This window comes from Streptomyces sp. A2-16 (genome assembly GCF_018128905.1).
Taxonomy (GTDB): Bacteria; Actinomycetota; Actinomycetes; order Streptomycetales; family Streptomycetaceae; genus Streptomyces.
This window is the reverse complement of the sequence record NZ_CP063808.1, coordinates 2,374,266-2,391,280: the sequence shown is the minus strand read 5'-3', so window position 1 is coordinate 2,391,280 and position 17,015 is coordinate 2,374,266. Positions and strand designations below refer to the sequence as shown.

Sequence of the window (17,015 nt, the reverse complement as noted above, 5' to 3'; positions counted from 1 at the left end):
CGTGTTCGCATGAACATGAGCCGTACGCGGGACACGAGGGAACGTCTGGTCGTGATCGGCGGCGACGCCGCGGGGATGTCCGCGGCGTCGCAGGCACGCCGGATGAGGGGCCCCGACGAGCTGGAGATCGTGGCGTTCGAGCGGGGCCACTTCACCTCCTACTCGGCGTGCGGCATCCCGTACTGGGTGGGCGGGGACGTCGCCGAGCGGGACGAGTTGATCGCCCGTACTCCCGAGGAGCACCGGGCCCGGGACATCGACCTGCGCATGCGCACCGAGGTCGTGGAGATCGACGTCGACGGGCAGCGGGTACGCGCGCGTGACGTCGATTCGGGGGCCGAGTCCTGGACGGCGTACGACAAGCTGGTGATCGCGACCGGGGCCCGTCCGATCCGCCCGGACATGCCGGGCGTCGACGCCCCCGGGGTGCACGGGGTGCAGACCCTCGACGACGGGCAGGCGCTCATCGACACGCTGGCACGCACGCGTGGCCGCAGGGCGGTGGTGGTGGGCGCCGGTTACATCGGCGTGGAGATGGCCGAGGCCCTGATCAACCGGGGCTACGAGGTGACGGTCGTCAACCGGGGCAGTGAGCCCATGTCGACGCTCGACCCGGACATGGGCCGTCTGGTGCACGAGGCGATGGAGGGCCTGGGCATCACGATGGTCAACGAGGCCGCGGTGACCAAGGTGCTCACGGACGAGGACGGCCGGGTGCGCGCGGTGGCCACGGAGGACGCCGAGTACCCGGCGGACGTGGTGGTGCTCGGGATCGGCGTGCGCCCGGAGACGACGCTCGCGAAGGCGGCGGGCCTGCCGCTGGGGAGCCACGGCGGTCTGCTGACGGACCTCGCGATGCGGGTGCGCGGCCACGAGAACATCTGGGCGGGCGGTGACTGCGTGGAGGTCCTCGACCTGGTGTCGGGGCAGGAGCGGCACATCGCGCTCGGCACCCACGCCAACAAGCACGGCCAGGTCATCGGTACGGGCGTCGGCGGCGGCTACGCCACGTTCCCGGGTGTCGTGGGCACGGCGGTCAGCAAGGTCTGCGACCTGGAGATCGCCCGCACCGGGCTGCGGGAGAAGGACGCCCGTCGGGTGGGGCTCCAGTTCGTGTCGGTAAGGATCGAGTCGACCAGCCGCGCCGGCTACTACCCGGGCGCCTCCCCCATGACGGTGAAGATGCTCGCCGAGCGCCGCACGGGGCGGCTGCTCGGCGTGCAGATCGTCGGGAGAGAGGGCGCGGCCAAGAGGGTCGACATCGCCGCGGTGGCCCTGACGGCGGGGATGACGGTGGAGCGGATGACCGCCCTGGACCTGGGGTACGCGCCGCCGTTCAGCCCGGTGTGGGATCCGGTGCTGGTGGCGGCCAGGAAGGCCGCCGCGAAGGTGCGGGCCTCCTGAGGGCTCTGACCGCTACGCCGTTCCGTTGATCCGTTCGATGGCCTGTCGGGCCTGGTCTGCCGGCGGCCGGGGCGGCAGCGCCGAGACGGAGGCACTGGTGCTGGTGGGCATCGCGGTCGGCTGCTCGCCCGCCGGCTTGGCGTGGGCCGCCGGCCGCGTGGTCCTGAGACGGTTGCTCACCGCCTCGTCGAGGGTGACCGGGCGCTGCATCTGGGAGGCCAGCCGCCCGGCCTCCTGACCGAGCCTGGCCACGTCCTCCCACGGCAGTCGCACCACCAGGGAGAGTTCGGCCTCACCGTCGGGAAGAGCGTGCATCGGCGGAGCAATACGGTCGTTCATCGCTGTTCCTCACGTAGTCCCCGCGGCCCGCCTTCCCCGTGCCGCGGGCGGTTGAGGAGACATACGCACGCGTGCGTGCGGGTGTTCACCGAGCGGCACCGATTCGCGGGGCCCATCGCGGGCACTACTTCCTTGTGGTCATCCCCGTCCATGACGTGAACCCCGTGCGCCGCACCCCTGTGGTGACGTACGCGCTCATCGCCGCGAACGTCCTCGTGTTCCTGTTCATGCCCGGCCTCGCCGGTTCGGTGGCGGGCGACAGCAGCGTGTCGCAGCTGTGCCACCTCCAGGCGTTCCTGGACCACTGGGCGGCGATCCCGCAGGAGTTGATCCACCATCAGATGCCGAAGCTCGTCCCCACGGGCGACGTCGGCACGAATGCGCAGGGCGCGACGGGCTGTGTGGTGGCCCCGCCGGACTACGACAAGTCCCCCGCGCTGTCGGTCCTGACGGCGATGTTCCTGCACGGCGGCTGGCTGCACCTGCTGGGCAACATGCTGTTCCTGCTGATCTTCGGCAACAACGTCGAGGACCGCATGGGGCATGTGCGCTTCGCGCTGTTCTACGTCGTCTGCGGCTACGCGGCCTCGTACGGCTTCGCGCTCCTCAACGCCGACTCGCGCGACCCGCTGATCGGGGCCTCGGGGGCCATCGCCGGTGTTCTGGGCGCCTATCTGGTGCTGTACCCGAAGGCCAGGGTGTGGGTCCTGGTGCCGTTCCTGGTCTTCCTGCCGCTGAGACTGCCGGCCTGGCTGGTGCTGGGCTTCTGGTTCGTGCTCCAGGCGTTCTACTCGTCCGGCGAGGGCGTCTCCGCCGCGGGCACGGTCGCGTACGCGGCGCACGTGGTCGGTTTCCTCGCCGGGATGCTGCTCGCCTGGCCGCTGAAGGCCGGCACTCCCCCGCCGCCGGAACCGCGCGGCCTGCTGTTCGGCAGGAAGGCGCGGCCCCGGCACACCTGGTGACTCAGCCGGCGGTGTGCGTGTGGACGTAGTCCACGAGGCGGGTCAGCGCGTCCGGGTCGGTGGACGGCATGACGCCGTGGCCGAGGTTGAAGACGTGGCCCTCGATGTCCTTCGCCGAGTCCAGGACCTCGCGGGTCTTGGCCTCGACCGCCTCGGTGGAGGCGAACAGGACCGTCGGGTCGAGGTTGCCCTGGAGCGCCTTGCCGGGACCGACCCGGCGGGCGGCCTCGTCGAGCGGTACCCGCCAGTCGACGCCGACGACGTCCGCGCCGGCCTCGCCCATGAGCTTCAGCAGCTCGCCGGTGCCGACGCCGAAGTGGATGCGGGGGACGCCGTATCCCTCGACCGCCTTGAAGACCTTCGCGGAGGCGGGCAGCACCGAGCGGCGGTAGTCGGCCGGGGCGAGGGCGCCGGCCCACGAGTCGAAGAGCTGGACGGCGGAGGCGCCGGCCTCGATCTGGACCTTCAGGAAGGCGGCGGTGATCTCGGCGAGGCGGTCGAGGAGGTCGACCCACAGTTCGGGGTCGCCGTACATCATCGACTTGGCGTTCTCGTACGTGCGCGACGGACCGCCCTCGACGAGGTAGCTCGCGAGGGTGAAAGGCGCGCCCGCGAAACCGATGAGGGGGGTCGGGCCGAGCTCGCGGGTCAGCAGGCCGATGGCCTCGGTGACGTAGGAGACGTCCTCGGGGGTGAGGTCGCGCAGCTGGGCCAGGTCGGCGCGGGTGCGGATCGGGTGCTCGACGACCGGGCCGACGCCGGGCTTGATGTCGAGGTCGATGCCGATGGCCTTGAGCGGGACGACGATGTCGCTGTAGTAGATCGCCGCGTCGACGTTGTGGCGGCGCACCGGCTGGAGGGTGATCTCGGCGACCAGCTCGGGCCGTGCGCAGGACTCGAGCATCGGGATGCCCTCGCGGACCTTGCGGTACTCCGGCAGCGAGCGCCCCGCCTGGCGCATGAACCAGACCGGGGTGTGCGGCACGGGCTCGCGCCGGCAGGCCTTGAGGAAGGCGGACTCGTACGTGGCTGACGGCGGCGTCTCGTGTGCACTCACGTCGGAAAGTCTCGCACGGTGCGATGTGTGCCGAGCGCGCGGTGTCCGTGTGGGCGAGGAGCCAAGTCCGGGTGTCTAGGGCGGCACCACGCCCCCCTTCCGCTTAACCTTCCCGCATGGCTGCGGCACAAGGACGACTGTCGGACGACACGGGTGGTATGGACGACGCGAAAGGGAGTGACCGGGATGGGAGCGGTGCGGCTCCGCCGGCCTTCCAGGCCGCGGTTCAGGCCCTGCGCGGCAGTCGGCTGCGGCCGCAGATCGAGATCGAGCCCACCCGGGCCCCCCAGCGGCTCGCCCCGCACGCGTACGCGCTGGAGGCGACCGTCGTCGACGGCGACCAGGACCTCGCCGACGGGCGGCTCGTGCTGCTGCACGACCCGGACGGCCACGACGCCTGGCGGGGCACGTTCCGGCTGGTGACGCTGGTGCGGGCGGAGCTGGAGCCGGAGATGGCCGCCGACCCGCTGCTGCCCGAGGTCTGCTGGTCCTGGCTGACCGGGGCGCTCTCGGCGCGCGGGCTGTCGTACGGCGAACCGAGCGGCACCGTCACGCGCGCGAGCTCGCACTACTTCGGCGGTCTGTCCGAGCGCCCGGCGGCCTCGCAGATCGAGATCCGTGCCTCCTGGACGCCCCGCGAGGGCCTGGGAGGGGTGCCGGACACGGCGGGGCATCTCGCGTCCTGGTGCGATCTGCTGGCCCAGGTCGCGGGTCTGCCGCCGGCCGGTCCGGGTGACGCGTCGGTCGTGACGTTGCCGCAGCGGCGGGATCCGCAGGCGCGCTGACCACCCGCACGGAGCATCACTTTGTCGATACGGCCACTTTCAGTCAGGAGTGGCCCCTCGAACGAACCGATGTGTTCACCGAACGATCGACCGTACGTCCGAATTGCACTAATTGTTACTCACTAGATCGTGATCATTCTCTAAAGGACGCCGGGTTCGGTGCCGAAGACGTCTGTGACCTTCCAAGCCGTCCCGCACCCCAGGAGGCCCGGTGTCCGTTCTCCTCGAGCAGCCCGCAAGCCTGGTCGCCTACCGCCCGAACAAGCCCACCGCCATGGTGGTCGTGGCCGACCCGCGCGTACGATCCACCGTCACCCGTCACCTCTGGGCGCTCGGTGTGCGCGATGTCATCGAAGCCTCTTCCGTGGCGGAGGCCCGTCCCCGCATCGGCAACCCCAGAGACATCTGCGTAGCCGACGTCCACCTCCCCGACGGCTCCGGCCTGACCCTGCTGTCCGAGACCCGCGCGGCGGGCTGGCCCAACGGCCTCGCCCTCTCCGCGGCCGACGACATCGGCGCCGTGCGCAACGCCCTCGCGGGCGGCGTCAAGGGCTACGTCGTCACCGGCACCCGTACGAACCTCGGGCTCCCCACCCGACCGGGCGCCGCCCCCATCGGCGCCGCCGCCGCCCGTATGCACCGCCGCCCCCCGGGTGCCCCGAGCCACCCGGGCGGCTACCGCGAGCTCTCCGGCCGTGAGGTCGAGGTCCTGCGGCTGGTGGCCGAAGGGCAGTCGAACAAGGCGATCGGCGTCTCGATGGGCCTGTCCGCACTGACCGTCAAGAGCCACCTCGCCCGGATCGCCCGCAAGCTCGGCACGGGCGACCGCGCCGGCATGGTGGCGGTGGCGCTCCGTACCGGCATCATCCACTGAGGCTCTTCGAAGCCTCGCAGTTCACGGACGTGAACCAGAGCTTTCACCGGGCTGACTGGTTTACGACCCTCAGGCGCCTGCCGACGGAACGTTCCGTCGGCAGGCGCTGTCCATACACAGATACCCTTGACATGTGACCGACGCCCAAGAGACCGCAGCAGACGTTTCACTGCGAACCACCGGAGGCGGCCCTCCGGACGATGGCGGATCTTCTGTCGCGGAGGCTCCGATCCCTCTGCTGGAGCCGCGCGAGGGCATTCCGCCCGTGATCGCCGACGAGGACTCGCTCGCCGAGGTGATCGCCGCGTTCGCCGCGGGCTCCGGCCCCGTCGCCGTCGACGCCGAGCGGGCGTCCGGCTACCGCTACGGACAGCGCGCCTATCTCGTGCAGCTGCGCCGCGCCGGTGCGGGCACCGCGCTGATCGACCCTGTGGCCTGTCCCGACCTCTCCGGGCTCGGCGAGGCACTCTCCGGCGTGGAGTGGGTGCTGCACGCCGCCACGCAGGATCTTCCGTGTCTTCGCGAGATAGGCATGATCCCCTCGCGCCTCTTCGACACCGAGCTGGCCGGGCGGATCGCCGGGTTCCCCCGGGTCGGGCTCGGCGCGATGGTCGAGGGAGTGCTGGGCTTCGTCCTGGAGAAGGGGCACTCGGCCGTCGACTGGTCGACCCGTCCGCTGCCCGAGCCCTGGCTGCGCTACGCCGCCCTCGACGTGGAGCTTCTCGTCGACCTGCGGGACGCGCTGGAGAAGGAGCTCGACCGGCAGGGGAAGCTCGAGTGGGCACTCCAGGAGTTCGAGGCGATCGCCGCCGCGCCGCCCGCCGAGCCGCGCAAGGATCCCTGGCGCCGTACGTCCGGGATGCACAAGGTGCGGCGGCGTCGGCAGCTGGCCGTGGTGCGGGAACTGTGGGAGGCGCGGGACCGGATCGCCCAGCGGCGTGACGTGTCTCCGGGCAAGGTGCTGTCCGACGCGGCGATCGTCGAGGCGGCGCTCGCCCTGCCGGTGAACGTGCATGCCCTCGCCGCGTTGAACGGGTTCGGGCATCGGATGGGGCGGCGCCAGCTGGAGCAGTGGCAGGCGGCCGTCGACCGGGCCAGGGCGCTGGCCGAGACGCAGCTGCCGCAGCCCGGGCAGCCGGTGACGGGGCCTCCGCCGCCGCGGGCCTGGGCCGACAAGGACCCTGCCGCCGCGGCTCGCCTGTCCGCGGCCCGAGCGGCGGTGTCCGCGCTGGCCGAGACGCTGAACATGCCCCAGGAGAACCTGATCACTCCGGACACCGTGCGGCGGGTGTGCTGGGAGCCGCCCGGTGTGGTCAGCGCCGAGTCGGTGGGGGCCGCCCTGGCGGGGCTCGGGGCCCGGGCCTGGCAGGTGGAGCAGGTGACTCCCGTGCTGGTGGCCGCGCTGTCCGCCTAGCCGCCGTAGGTGGTCCTCGGGCGCGGAGTCATCTGGTCGCGCCCCTCATGAAGCCGTTGTAGATGAAGCGCTGCAAGGACAGGAAGACGATCAGCGTCGGGAGTATGACCAGGACCGCTCCCGCCGAGATCACCTCCCAGTGGGCCGCGTAGGGGCCCTTGAAGCGGAACAACGACGTCGAGATCACGCCAAGATCTTCCGAGGGCATGTAGAGGAAGGGGATGTAGAAGTCGTTGTAGACGGTGATGCCCTTCACGATCACCACGGTCGCCGTCGCCGGCTTCAGCAGCGGGAAGATGATCCTGCGGTAGATCGTGAAGGCGTTGGCTCCGTCCAGGCGTGCCGACTCGTCCAGGGAGATCGGGATCGAGCGGACGAACTGCAGGAAGATGTAGATCGAGACGATGTCCGTGCCCATGTAGAGGACGATCGGGGCCCACAGAGAGTCGAACATGCCGAAGCTGTTGACGATCTGGAACGTCGCCACCTGGGTGGTGACACCGGGGACCAGGGCCGCCGTCAGGAACAGGGCCACCACCAGCTTCTTGAAGCGGAAGGTGAAGCGGTCGATGGCGTAGGCCGTCATCGAGCCGATGAGGACCGTGCCGCCGACCGAGATCAGCAGGATGATCGCCGTGTTGGTGAAGGCGGAGAGCATCTCGCCGTCCCGGAACGCCGCCGCGTAGTTGTGGAAGTTCAGCAGGTCGTGCGGGAGTTCGAGGGCGCCGCTCGTGTCGGCCATCTCCCGCTCCGACTTGAGGGAGGTCAGGACGACCACCACGAGCGGGAGCAGGACGACCACCGTCGCGGCGATCAGGGACAGGTGGACCAGGGCGCGGGTGAGAGTACGGCGGGTCATACGAGGTCCACCTTGTCGTCGGGGACCAGGCGCCGCTGCACCCAGGTCACCAGCAGGATGATCAGCAGGAGAACGACGGCGGCGGCCGAGGCCAGGCCCGTCTTGTTGAAGCGGAAGGCCAGGTTGACCGTCTGGATCACGAAGGTCTCGGTGCCGGTCGCGCCGCCGGTCATGATGTACGGGATCTCGAAGACCGAGAGCGAGCCGGAGATCGAGAGGATCACCGTCAGGGTCAGGACCGGTTTGATGCCCGGCGCGATGATGTGCCGGAACTGGTGCCAGCGGTTCGCGCCGTCCAGCTCCGCCGCCTCGTACAGCTCCCCCGGGATGGACTGGATCGCGCCCAGGAAGAGGACGAAGTTCAGGCCCAGGTAGCGCCAGACCGAGACGCCGGCCAGCGAGGTGTTCGCGGAGACCGGGGTGCCGAGCCAGGCGTGGTCGGTGTGCACCCCGAACAGGCTCAGCACCGAGTCGAGGGTGCCGCCGTCCTGGAAGAAGTAGAGGAACACGAAGCCGATCGCGACCCCGTTGATCAGGTACGGGAAGAACAGCACGCCCTTGAAGAAGTTCCGGAAACGGACGTCGAAGCTCAGGACCGTCGCGAAGTAGAGCGCGAGGACGATCTGGACCGCCGACGCGGCGAGGTAGTAGCCGCTCACCCAGAAGACCTCGAAGAGATCCGGGCGGGTGAAGACCTCCCGGTAGTTCTCGGCGCCGGTGTAGTGCAGCACGGGGCTGACACCGTCCCAGTCGGTGAAGCTGTAGGCGAGCATGTTGACGATCGGCGCGTACGTGAAGGTGACCAGCAGGGCGAGCGGGGCGATCAGGAACAGCCAGGGGGTGACGCCCCGCCACGCACGGGTCCGGCGCGGGGCGGGTGCCGGGACGGGGGCGGCCGTGCTCACCTCCACGGCCGCCTTCTCGGTGATGTCCGTCATCAGGACCCCAGGTTCTTCTGGGCGTCGGTCCAGCGCTTGCTCAGGTCGCCGAGGAAGCCGTCGAGGCTGCCCTTGCGGGCCCCGCGGGCGAGGTCGACGAGGTTCTGGCGGTACTCGGGGGCGTAGATGCCCACCTCCGAGTCGCTGTCGATCTGCTTGACCCGGGCGCCCTGTGCGTCGTCGACCTCGATGAGCTTCACGCCCTGCTCCTCGTACGGCGCCAGGACCTCGGGCATGGGGGCGTTCTTCAGCGGTGAGACGGCGAGGTTGTCCTGCCCGTACGTGGACTTGTCGGTGAACCAGTCGATCCAGGCGCGGGCGGCCTCCTTGTACTTCGAGTGGACGTTGACGGCCTGGTTGTAGTCCGGGGCGACGGTCGCGCAGAACCTGCCGTCCGTCTGGGACGGGAAGGGCATGAACCCGATGTCGTCGGGGTTCACGCCGGCCTTCCTGGCGGCGTCCTGGAACTGCACGATCGCCCAGGTGCCGAGCCACTGGGTGGCGATCTCACCCTTGGCGGTACGGGGCTTGGACTCCTCCCAGTTGCTGGTCGTGGGGTCCTTCTCGACCAGGCCCGCCTTGACGATGTCGTGGAGCAGGGTGTCGCCGACGCGCAGGTCGGCGCCCTTCGCCCACGGGTCGCCCTCGGCGAGCTCGGTGGTGGCCTGCGGATCGCAGTGGACGGCGCCGTCGACGTACGTCCACGAGGTGAGCGTCCAGCCGGCCGCGAAGTTGGTGTAGTACGGGATCGCGTCGGTCTTGGCCTTGATGGCCTTGAGGTCGGCGATGAACTCGGCCGGAGTGGTGGGCCAGTCGGTGACCCCGGCCTCCTTCCAGATCCGCTTGTTGTAGACGAACCCGGGGGCCACGCCGATCGGGCTCTGCCCGTAGACCTTGCCGCCGACGGTGGTGTAGTCGGTGAAGCGGTACTTCTTGCCGCGCTCGGCCGCGGTGCCCAGCGAGGCGAAGAACCTCGGGTAGTCGGCCTTCTTGATGACCGCGGGGATCAGCAGGACGTCACCGTAGTTCTCGGTGTTCATCCGGATCTTGACCTCGGCCTCGTAGTTCGTGAGGGCCTCGAACTCCACCTTGACCTTGGGGTACGTCTTGTTGAACTCGGCGGCGTACTTCTTCATCGTGCCGTCCTGCACGAGGTCGGTGCGGACGGTGAGGACCTTGATGGTTCCGGAGACCTTCGACGGGTCGTCAGCAGCCTTCGCGTCGGCGCCCTTCGAGGATCCTCCGGTGCCGGTGCAACCCGGCAGCAGCAGGGCGGCACTCATGGCCACGGCCAGGGACAGGACTGTACGGCGGTTCATGTGCATCAGCTCCGTTCACGGGACGGACGAGCACGAGCGGGTTGGCTGGTTCGGTACTCTGACAACGTTTTCTTAACCGGTAAAGTCCCTATCCCGCCAACGATGGCAGCGCTGCCGGAAGGCATCCGCAACACTGGACTTGATCGGTTTAGGGAGTGCGTAGATGCTTCAGGCGACACCGCTCACCGAGGGATGGATCCTGCGGCACGAGGGTGAGGCGCTGCCGGCCGCCGTGCCGGGCTGTGTGCACACCGACCTGCTGGCGGCCGGGGTGATCCCGGATCCGTTTCTCGGCCTGGGCGAGACCGAGGTCGCGTGGGTGGGGCGCCGGGAGTGGACCTACGAGAGGGACCTCGCGCCCGTGAACGGGCACGAGCAGACCGACCTCGTCTTCGACGGTCTCGACACCGCGGCCGAGATCCTGCTGGACGGCCGACTCCTGGGCCGCACAAGGAACATGCACCGCTCCCACCGCTTCGACGTGACCGGCATGGCGGGGCGGCTGAGCGTGCGGTTCGCCTCCGCGTACGCCGAGGCCGAAGCCGTGCGCGGGAAGCTGGGCGAGCGGCCCGCCGCCTATGCCGAGCCCTATCAGTACATCCGCAAGATGGCCTGCTCGTTCGGCTGGGACTGGGGGCCCACGCTGGTGACGGCCGGGATCTGGCGGCCGGTGCGGCTGGAGCGCTGGTCGACGGCCCGGATCGCCCGGGTGCGGCCGCTGGTGAGCGTCCAGGAGGGCACGGGGGTCGTCGAGTTGGCCGTCGACGTCGAGCGGGCCCGGGTCGAGGCGCCCCTGACCGTCGAGGCCGTGGTGGGCGGGGTGCGGGCACGCGCGGCGATCGTGAAGACCTCGGGGACAGTACGGCTCGAGGTCCCGGACGCGCGGCTGTGGTGGCCGCGCGGATACGGCGAACAGCCCTTGTACGAGGTCGAGTTGACGCTGCTGCACGAGGACGGGCCGCTGGACGTGTGGCGGCGCCGGATCGGCTTCCGGACCGTCGAGCTGGACCGGTCCGCCGACGAGCACGGCACCGGGTTCACGTTCGTCCTGAACGGCGAGCGGCTGTTCGCGCGCGGCGTGAACTGGATCCCGGACGACGTGTTCCCCTCCCGGATCACCCGTGAGCGGTACCGGGAGCGGCTCGGGCAGGCGGCCGGGGCGGGCGTCGATCTCGTACGGATCTGGGGCGGGGGGATCTACGAGAGCGAGGACTTCTACGACGCCTGCGACGAGTTGGGGCTGCTGGTCTGGCAGGACTTCCCGTTCGCCTGCGCGGCCTATCCGGAGGAGCAGCCGCTCAGGGGCGAGGTGGAGGCGGAGGCGCGGGAGAACGTCGTACGGCTGATGCCGCATCCCTCGCTGGTGCTGTGGAACGGCAACAACGAGAACCTGTGGGGCTTCCGGGACTGGGGCTGGGAGGCGCGGCTGGCCGGGGACTCCTGGGGCGAGGGGTACTACCTGGGTGTACTGCCGCGTGTGGTGGCCGAGTTGGATCCGACACGGCCGTACACGGCGGGCAGTCCCTGGTCGGGTTCGTGGGAGCACCATCCGAACGACCCCGCGCACGGGACGCACCACTCGTGGGAGGTGTGGAACCGACTCGACTACGCCGAGTACCGCAGTGAAGTGCCGCGCTTCGTGGCCGAGTTCGGCTGGCAGGCACCGCCCGCCCACGCCACGCTGGCGCGTGCGCTGCCCGGGGAGGTGCTCGCGGCGGACTCGCCGGGCGTACTGGCCCACCAGAAGGCCGATGACGGGAACGGGAAGCTGCGTCGGGGGCTGGAGCGGCACTTCCCGTTCCCCGAGGGGGACTTCGACCGCTGGCACTACCTCATGCAGGTCAACCAGGCGCGGGCCGTGGCCGCCGGGATCGAGCACTGGCGCGCGCACTGGCCGGTGTGCGCGGGGACGGTGGTGTGGCAGCTCAACGACTGCTGGCCGGTGACGAGTTGGGCGGCGGTGGACGGGGACGGCCGGGAGAAGCCGCTGTACCACGAGCTGCGGCGGCTGTACGCGGACCGGTTGCTGACGGTCCAGGAGCGGGCACGGGGACTGGCGTTGGCGGCGGTCAACCAGGCGGGCGAGCCGTGGACGGGCGTGCTGCGGCTGCGGCGGATGTCGGTGGAGGGGGTGCTGATCGGCGAGGCCGAGGTGGGGTTCGCCACCGAGAGGCGTGCGGTGGGCCGTGTCGACGTACCGAGGGAGCTGGAGCCGGCCGGACCGAAGGAGTTCCTCGTGGTGGACGCCGACGGGCTGCGGGCCCTGCACTTTCCCTCCCCCGACCGTGAAATCCCTTACCCCCGAACCGAGTTCGACGTGTCCGTGGCGCCGGGTTCGGTCACTGTGACGGCGCGAACCCTCGTACGGGACCTGCTGCTCCAGGCGGACCGGTTGCAGCCGGAGGCGCGCGCCGACCGGGGGCTCGTCACCTTGCTGCCCGGGGAGCGGGTCACGATCGGTGTACGGGGCTGGGAGACTCCTGACGCGGACCTCGCCCGGTCCGCCCTGTACTGCCTGGAGTCCGGTCGATGACAGCCCAGCCCGCCTCGCGCGTCACCATCAAGGACGTCGCCGCGCGCGCCGGGGTGTCCAAGGGGGCCGTGTCGCTCGCCTTCAACCACAAACCGGGGCTGTCCGAGGCGACCCGGGACCGGATCTTCCGGGCCGCGCGGGAGCTCGGCTGGGCACCGAACCTCACGGCACGGACGCTGGCCGGGTCGCGGGTGGACGTGGTGGGTCTCGCGATCTGCCGGCCGGCCCGGCTGCTGGGGCTCGAACCCTTCTACATGGAGTTCGTGTCGGGCGTGGAGAGCGTGCTGATCGAGCGGAGCTGCTCGCTGCTGCTGCGGCTCGTGCGCACGGTGGAGGAGGAGGTCGGGCTCCAGGAGTCCTGGTGGCGGGGACGGCAGGTCGGAGGGTCGATCCTGGTCGACTTCCGGGCGGACGACCCGCGCGTCACGGCGGTGGAGCGGCTTCGGATGCCGGTCGTGGCCGTGGGGCATCCGACGTTCACCGGCTCCCTCACCTCGGTGTGGACCGATGACGCCACCGCCGTGACGGAGGCCGTGCGGTATCTGGCGGCGCTGGGACATCGGCGGATCGCCCGGGTGGGGGGTGCGGCGGCGCTCGGGCACACGGCGACGCGGACGGCGGCGTTCGACGAGGCGGCGCGGGGGCTGCGGCTGTCGGGGGCCTGGCAGGTGACCACGGACTACTCGGGGGAGGCCGGGGGGCGGGCGACCCGGTCCCTGCTGGCCGCTCCGCCGGCGGACCGGCCGACGGCGATCGTCTACGACAACGACATCATGGCGGTGGCCGGTCTGTCGGTCGCCGCGGAGATGGGACTGAGCGTTCCGCACGACGTCTCGCTGCTCGCCTGGGACGACTCCCAGCTGTGCCGACTCACCCACCCCACGCTCTCCGCGATGAGCCATGACGTGCACGGATTCGGCGCCGACGCGGCCCGTACCCTGTTCGGAGTGATCACCGGGGAGGGGCCGGGATCGCACCCCGTGCCCATTCCGGTACTGACCCCACGGGGTTCCACGGCGCCTCCCGCGATGTGACCTTCGCCGCTCCCTCCCTCAGGACTGTGCAGTCACGTTACTCATAAGTAGCATGGTCCTGAGCGCGCGCTCAGCGCATCGCAGCAGTGCAGATCCCGCATCTGGAGGAGAGCCATCGTGCCTCGTACCGTCAGGGACGTCGTCTTCGTCGACGGCGTCCGCACCCCGTTCGGCAAGGCGGGCCCGAAGGGCATCTACCACGAGACCCGCGCCGACGACCTCGTCGTGAAGGCGATCCGGGAGCTGCTGCGCCGCAACCCGGGTCTGGACCCGAAGAAGATCGACGAGGTCGCCATCGCCGCGACCACGCAGATCGGTGACCAGGGCCTCACCATCGGCCGCACGGCGGGCATCCTCGCCGGTCTGCCGCAGTCGGTACCCGGTTACTCCATCGACCGCATGTGCGCGGGCGCGCTGACCGCCGTGACCACGGTCGCCGGTTCGGTCGCCTTCGGTGCCTACGACATCGCCGTCGCCGGTGGTGTCGAGCACATGGGCCGTCACCCCATGGGCGAGGGCGTGGACCCGAACCCGCGGTTCGTGAGCGAGAAGCTGGTCGACGAGTCCGCCCTGTTCATGGGCATGACCGCCGAGAACCTGCACGACCGGTACCCGACGATCACCAAGCAGCGCGCCGACGAGTACGCCGTGCGCTCCCAGGAGAAGGCCGCCAAGGCGTACGCCAACGGCAAGATCCAGGCCGACCTGGTCCCGATCTCGGTGCGCCGCACCAACCCGGAGGCCGGTGAGACCGGCTGGGGCCTGGTCACCGCCGACGAGCCGATGCGCCCGGGCACGACCCTGGAGAACCTCTCCGGTCTCAAGACCCCGTTCCGCGTCCACGGCCGGGTCACCGCCGGTAATGCGGCCGGTCTGAACGACGGCGCCACCGCCTCGCTGATCGCCTCCGAGGACTTCGCCCGCGAGAACGACCTGCCGGTGAAGATGCGCCTCGTCTCGTACTCCTTCGCGGGTGTCGAGCCGGAGGTCATGGGCTACGGCCCGATCCCGGCCACCGAGAAGGCCCTCGCCCAGGCGGGTCTGTCGATCTCCGACATCGGCCTGTTCGAGATCAACGAGGCCTTCGCCGTCCAGGTCCTGGCCTTCCTCGAGCACTACGGCATCGCGGACGACGACGAGCGCGTCAACCAGTACGGCGGCGCGATCGCCTTCGGTCACCCGCTGGCCTCCTCGGGTGTGCGTCTGATGACGCAGCTGGCCCGCCAGTTCGAGGAGCAGCCCGAGGTCCGCTACGGCCTGACCACCATGTGCGTCGGCTTCGGCATGGGCGCGACGGTCATCTGGGAGAACCCGAACCACAAGGACGCCGGAGGCAGCAAGTGAGCACCACTGAGCTCTTGAAGGGTGCGGCCGAGCTGTTCCCGGACGAGGTAGTCACCCAGGCGCACGTACGCCACCTGGACCTGCCGTTCAACGCGGGGCGCTTCGCGCTCATCACGCTGGACAACGGCTTCGACCACACCAAGCCGACCACCTTCGGCCCGGCGTCCCTGGCGAACCTGAACACCGCCATCGACCAGGTCGAGAAGGAGGCCTCCGCCGGCGAGATCGTCGGTGTCGGCATCACCGGCAAGCCGTTCATCTTCGCGGTGGGCGCGGACCTCAAGGGCGTCGAGCTCCTCAAGGAGCACAAGGACGCGCTGGCCATCGGCAAGGGCGGCCACGAGGTCTTCAAGCGCCTCGCCGGCATCGCCGTGCCGACCTTCGCGTACTACAACGGCGCGGCGATGGGCGGTGGCGTCGAGGTCGGTCTGCACTGCACCTACCGCACGGTCTCCGCGGCCCTGCCCGCCTTCTCGCTCCCCGAGGTCTTCCTCGGTCTGGTCCCCGGCTGGGGCGGGTGCACGCTGCTGCCGAACCTGATCGGCGCCGAGAAGGCCGTCTCGGTCATCATCGAGAACTCGCTCAACCAGAACAAGCAGCTCAAGGGCGCGCAGGTCTACGAACTGGGCATCGCCGACGCGCTGTTCGAGGGCGCGGACTTCCTGGAGCAGTCCCTGCTGTGGACGGCGTCCGTCCTCAAGGGCGAGATCGTCATCGAGCGTCCGGCGATCGACCGCGGTGAGGCCTGGGACCAGGCCGTCGCCAAGGGCCGCTTCGTCGCGGACTCCAAGGTGCACGGCGCCGCTCCGGCCGCCTACCGCGCCCTGGACATCATCGAGGCCGCCAAGAACGGCGACCTGCAGCAGGGCTACGACGCCGAGGACCAGGCCCTCGCCGACCTGATCATGGGTGGCGAACTGCGCTCCGGCATCTACGCCTTCAACCTGGTGCAGAAGCGCGGCAAGCGTCCCGCCGGTGCCCCGGACAAGAACCTGGCCCGCCCGGTCACCAAGGTCGGTGTCGTCGGCGCCGGTCTGATGGCCTCCCAGCTCGCGCTGCTCTTCCTGCGCCGCCTGGAGGTGCCGGTCGTGCTGACCGACATCGACCAGGAGCGCGTCGACAAGGGTGTGGGCTACGTCCACGCCGAGATCGAGAAGCTGCTCGGCAAGGGCCGTATCAACCAGGACAAGGCCAACCGCCTCAAGGCCCTGGTCACCGGTGTGCTGGACAAGGCGGAGGGCTTCTCCGACGCCGACTTCATCATCGAGGCCGTCTTCGAGGAGATCGGCGTCAAGCAGCAGGTGTTCGCGGAGGTCGAGGCGGTCGCCCCGGCGCACGCGATCCTCGCCACCAACACCTCCTCGCTGTCGGTCACCGAGATGGCGTCGAAGCTCAAGAACCCCGAGCGGGTCGTGGGCTTCCACTTCTTCAACCCGGTCGCGATCCTCCCGCTCCTCGAGATCGTCCGCGGCGAGCAGACCGACGACGCCTCGCTGGCGACCGCCTTCGCGGTGGCCAAGAAGCTGAAGAAGACCGCGGTACTGGTCAAGGACGCCCCGGCGTTCGTCGTGAACCGCATCCTCACCCGCTTCATGGGCGAGATCCAGAACGTCATCGACGAGGGCACCCCGGTCGCGGTCGCCGAGAAGGCCGTCGAGCCCCTCGGTCTGCCGATGTCCCCGCTGGTGCTCCTGGAGCTGGTCGGTCCCGCGATCGGTCTGCACGTCTCGGAGACCCTCAACCGGGCCTTCCCGGACCGCTTCACGGTCTCCCCGAACCTCGCGGCCGTCGTCAGGGCGGGCAAGCGCGGCTTCTACGTCTACGACTCCGGCAAGCCGGAGCTGGACCCGGAGGTCGCCGCGCTGCTGAAGCAGGGCGATGTCGTCCTGTCCGAGGAGCAGGTCCGCGAGCGCGTCCTGGACGCCGTCGCCCAGGAGATCGGGCTCATGCTCGACGAGGGCGTCGTCGCCGAGGCCCAGGACATCGACCTCTGCCTGATCACGGGCGCCGGCTGGCCCTTCCACCTGGGCGGCATCACGCCGTACCTGGACCGCGAGGGTGTCTCGGAGCGCGTGAACGGCAAGAAGTTCCTGGCGCCGGGTGTGGCGTCGGTTCCCGCGTAAGTGTTCTTCGTACGACCGTGAAGAGGGCCT

Annotated in this window: 14 protein-coding genes; 9 read left to right on the top strand and 5 right to left on the bottom strand. The window is 70.1% G+C overall.

Features of this window, described 5'->3' with window-relative positions:
• Window positions 1–9: 9 nt before the first annotated feature.
• Window positions 10–1,404 carry an FAD-dependent oxidoreductase gene (locus IOD14_RS10815; RefSeq protein ID WP_123992186.1) on the top strand — a complete coding sequence of 465 codons (1,395 nt, stop codon included), beginning with the start codon at window positions 10–12 and terminating at the stop codon, window positions 1,402–1,404.
• 12 nt (window positions 1,405–1,416) lie between these two features.
• On the opposite strand, the gene IOD14_RS10810 is transcribed toward IOD14_RS10815, so the two are convergent.
• Window positions 1,417–1,743, bottom strand: coding sequence for a hypothetical protein (locus IOD14_RS10810; protein WP_174269261.1), 327 nt, complete (start codon window positions 1,741–1,743; stop codon window positions 1,417–1,419).
• A gap of 134 nt (window positions 1,744–1,877) precedes the next feature.
• Between IOD14_RS10810 and IOD14_RS10805 the strand changes: the two genes are divergently transcribed.
• A complete protein-coding gene (locus IOD14_RS10805; RefSeq protein WP_123992938.1) occupies window positions 1,878–2,705 on the top strand; it encodes a rhomboid family intramembrane serine protease in 828 nt (275 codons plus the stop codon).
• Window position 2,706: 1 nt separating this feature from the next.
• Here the strand turns inward: IOD14_RS10805 and hemE are convergent, their stop codons facing one another.
• Window positions 2,707–3,762: a uroporphyrinogen decarboxylase gene (hemE, locus tag IOD14_RS10800; protein ID WP_212670136.1), complete on the bottom strand. Its 1,056-nt coding sequence runs from the start codon at window positions 3,760–3,762 to the stop codon at window positions 2,707–2,709.
• 116 nt (window positions 3,763–3,878) lie between these two features.
• On the opposite strand from hemE, the gene IOD14_RS10795 reads away from it, so the two are divergent.
• The 3 genes from IOD14_RS10795 to IOD14_RS10785 all read left to right on the top strand — a co-directional run bounded on the left by IOD14_RS10795 (window position 3,879) and on the right by IOD14_RS10785 (window position 6,835).
• Window positions 3,879–4,547: a DUF3000 domain-containing protein gene (locus IOD14_RS10795; protein WP_123992184.1), complete on the top strand. Its 669-nt coding sequence runs from the start codon at window positions 3,879–3,881 to the stop codon at window positions 4,545–4,547.
• A 211-nt stretch (window positions 4,548–4,758) separates the two neighbouring features.
• A complete protein-coding gene (locus IOD14_RS10790) occupies window positions 4,759–5,421 on the top strand; it encodes a response regulator transcription factor (RefSeq protein WP_123992183.1) in 663 nt (220 codons plus the stop codon).
• Window positions 5,422–5,554: 133 nt separating this feature from the next.
• Window positions 5,555–6,835, top strand: a complete 1,281-nt coding sequence (locus tag IOD14_RS10785) for a ribonuclease D (RefSeq protein ID WP_123992182.1) — start codon at window positions 5,555–5,557, stop codon at window positions 6,833–6,835.
• Between the two features lie 28 nt (window positions 6,836–6,863).
• Here IOD14_RS10785 and IOD14_RS10780 read toward each other — a convergent pair whose 3' ends face one another.
• From IOD14_RS10780 to IOD14_RS10770, 3 genes are read right to left on the bottom strand one after another with little or no spacing between them, the layout of a single operon-like run.
• On the bottom strand, window positions 6,864–7,694 hold the full coding sequence (locus IOD14_RS10780) for a carbohydrate ABC transporter permease (RefSeq protein ID WP_123992181.1): 831 nt from the start codon (window positions 7,692–7,694) through the stop codon (window positions 6,864–6,866).
• Complete coding sequence (locus IOD14_RS10775; protein ID WP_212670135.1) at window positions 7,691–8,632, bottom strand: sugar ABC transporter permease; 942 nt, start codon at window positions 8,630–8,632, stop codon at window positions 7,691–7,693. Before IOD14_RS10775 ends, IOD14_RS10780 begins: the two co-directional genes overlap by 4 nt.
• Window positions 8,632–9,951: an ABC transporter substrate-binding protein gene (locus IOD14_RS10770; RefSeq protein ID WP_212670134.1), complete on the bottom strand. Its 1,320-nt coding sequence runs from the start codon at window positions 9,949–9,951 to the stop codon at window positions 8,632–8,634. The genes IOD14_RS10775 and IOD14_RS10770 overlap by 1 nt, the downstream gene beginning before the upstream one ends.
• Window positions 9,952–10,114: 163 nt before the next feature.
• On the opposite strand from IOD14_RS10770, the gene IOD14_RS10765 reads away from it, so the two are divergent.
• The 4 genes from IOD14_RS10765 (at window position 10,115) to IOD14_RS10750 (ending at window position 16,985) form a co-directional block, all read left to right on the top strand.
• Window positions 10,115–12,484 carry a glycoside hydrolase family 2 protein gene (locus IOD14_RS10765; RefSeq protein WP_212670133.1) on the top strand — a complete coding sequence of 790 codons (2,370 nt, stop codon included), beginning with the start codon at window positions 10,115–10,117 and terminating at the stop codon, window positions 12,482–12,484.
• Complete coding sequence (locus tag IOD14_RS10760; protein WP_212670132.1) at window positions 12,481–13,518, top strand: LacI family DNA-binding transcriptional regulator; 1,038 nt, start codon at window positions 12,481–12,483, stop codon at window positions 13,516–13,518. Before IOD14_RS10765 ends, IOD14_RS10760 begins: the two co-directional genes overlap by 4 nt.
• A gap of 117 nt (window positions 13,519–13,635) precedes the next feature.
• Window positions 13,636–14,862: an acetyl-CoA C-acyltransferase gene (locus IOD14_RS10755; RefSeq protein WP_062022059.1), complete on the top strand. Its 1,227-nt coding sequence runs from the start codon at window positions 13,636–13,638 to the stop codon at window positions 14,860–14,862.
• Window positions 14,859–16,985 carry a 3-hydroxyacyl-CoA dehydrogenase NAD-binding domain-containing protein gene (locus IOD14_RS10750; protein WP_212670131.1) on the top strand — a complete coding sequence of 709 codons (2,127 nt, stop codon included), beginning with the start codon at window positions 14,859–14,861 and terminating at the stop codon, window positions 16,983–16,985. The genes IOD14_RS10755 and IOD14_RS10750 overlap by 4 nt, the downstream gene beginning before the upstream one ends.
• The last annotated feature ends 30 nt before the right edge of the window (window positions 16,986–17,015 follow it).

What these genes read in the sequence shown, in the direction of transcription:
- IOD14_RS10770 (WP_212670134.1), bottom strand. Translation starts at nt 9,951, where the DNA reads ATGAACCGCCGTACAGTCCTGTCCCTGGCCGTGGCCATGAGTGCCGCC.
- IOD14_RS10760 (WP_212670132.1), top strand. Translation starts at nt 12,481, where the DNA reads ATGACAGCCCAGCCCGCCTCGCGCGTCACCATCAAGGACGTCGCCGCG.
- IOD14_RS10795 (WP_123992184.1), top strand. Translation starts at nt 3,879, where the DNA reads ATGGCTGCGGCACAAGGACGACTGTCGGACGACACGGGTGGTATGGAC.
- IOD14_RS10815 (WP_123992186.1), top strand. Translation starts at nt 10, where the DNA reads ATGAACATGAGCCGTACGCGGGACACGAGGGAACGTCTGGTCGTGATC.
- IOD14_RS10780 (WP_123992181.1), bottom strand. Translation starts at nt 7,694, where the DNA reads ATGACCCGCCGTACTCTCACCCGCGCCCTGGTCCACCTGTCCCTGATC.
- IOD14_RS10775 (WP_212670135.1), bottom strand. Translation starts at nt 8,632, where the DNA reads ATGACGGACATCACCGAGAAGGCGGCCGTGGAGGTGAGCACGGCCGCC.
- IOD14_RS10810 (WP_174269261.1), bottom strand. Translation starts at nt 1,743, where the DNA reads ATGAACGACCGTATTGCTCCGCCGATGCACGCTCTTCCCGACGGTGAG.
- IOD14_RS10765 (WP_212670133.1), top strand. Translation starts at nt 10,115, where the DNA reads ATGCTTCAGGCGACACCGCTCACCGAGGGATGGATCCTGCGGCACGAG.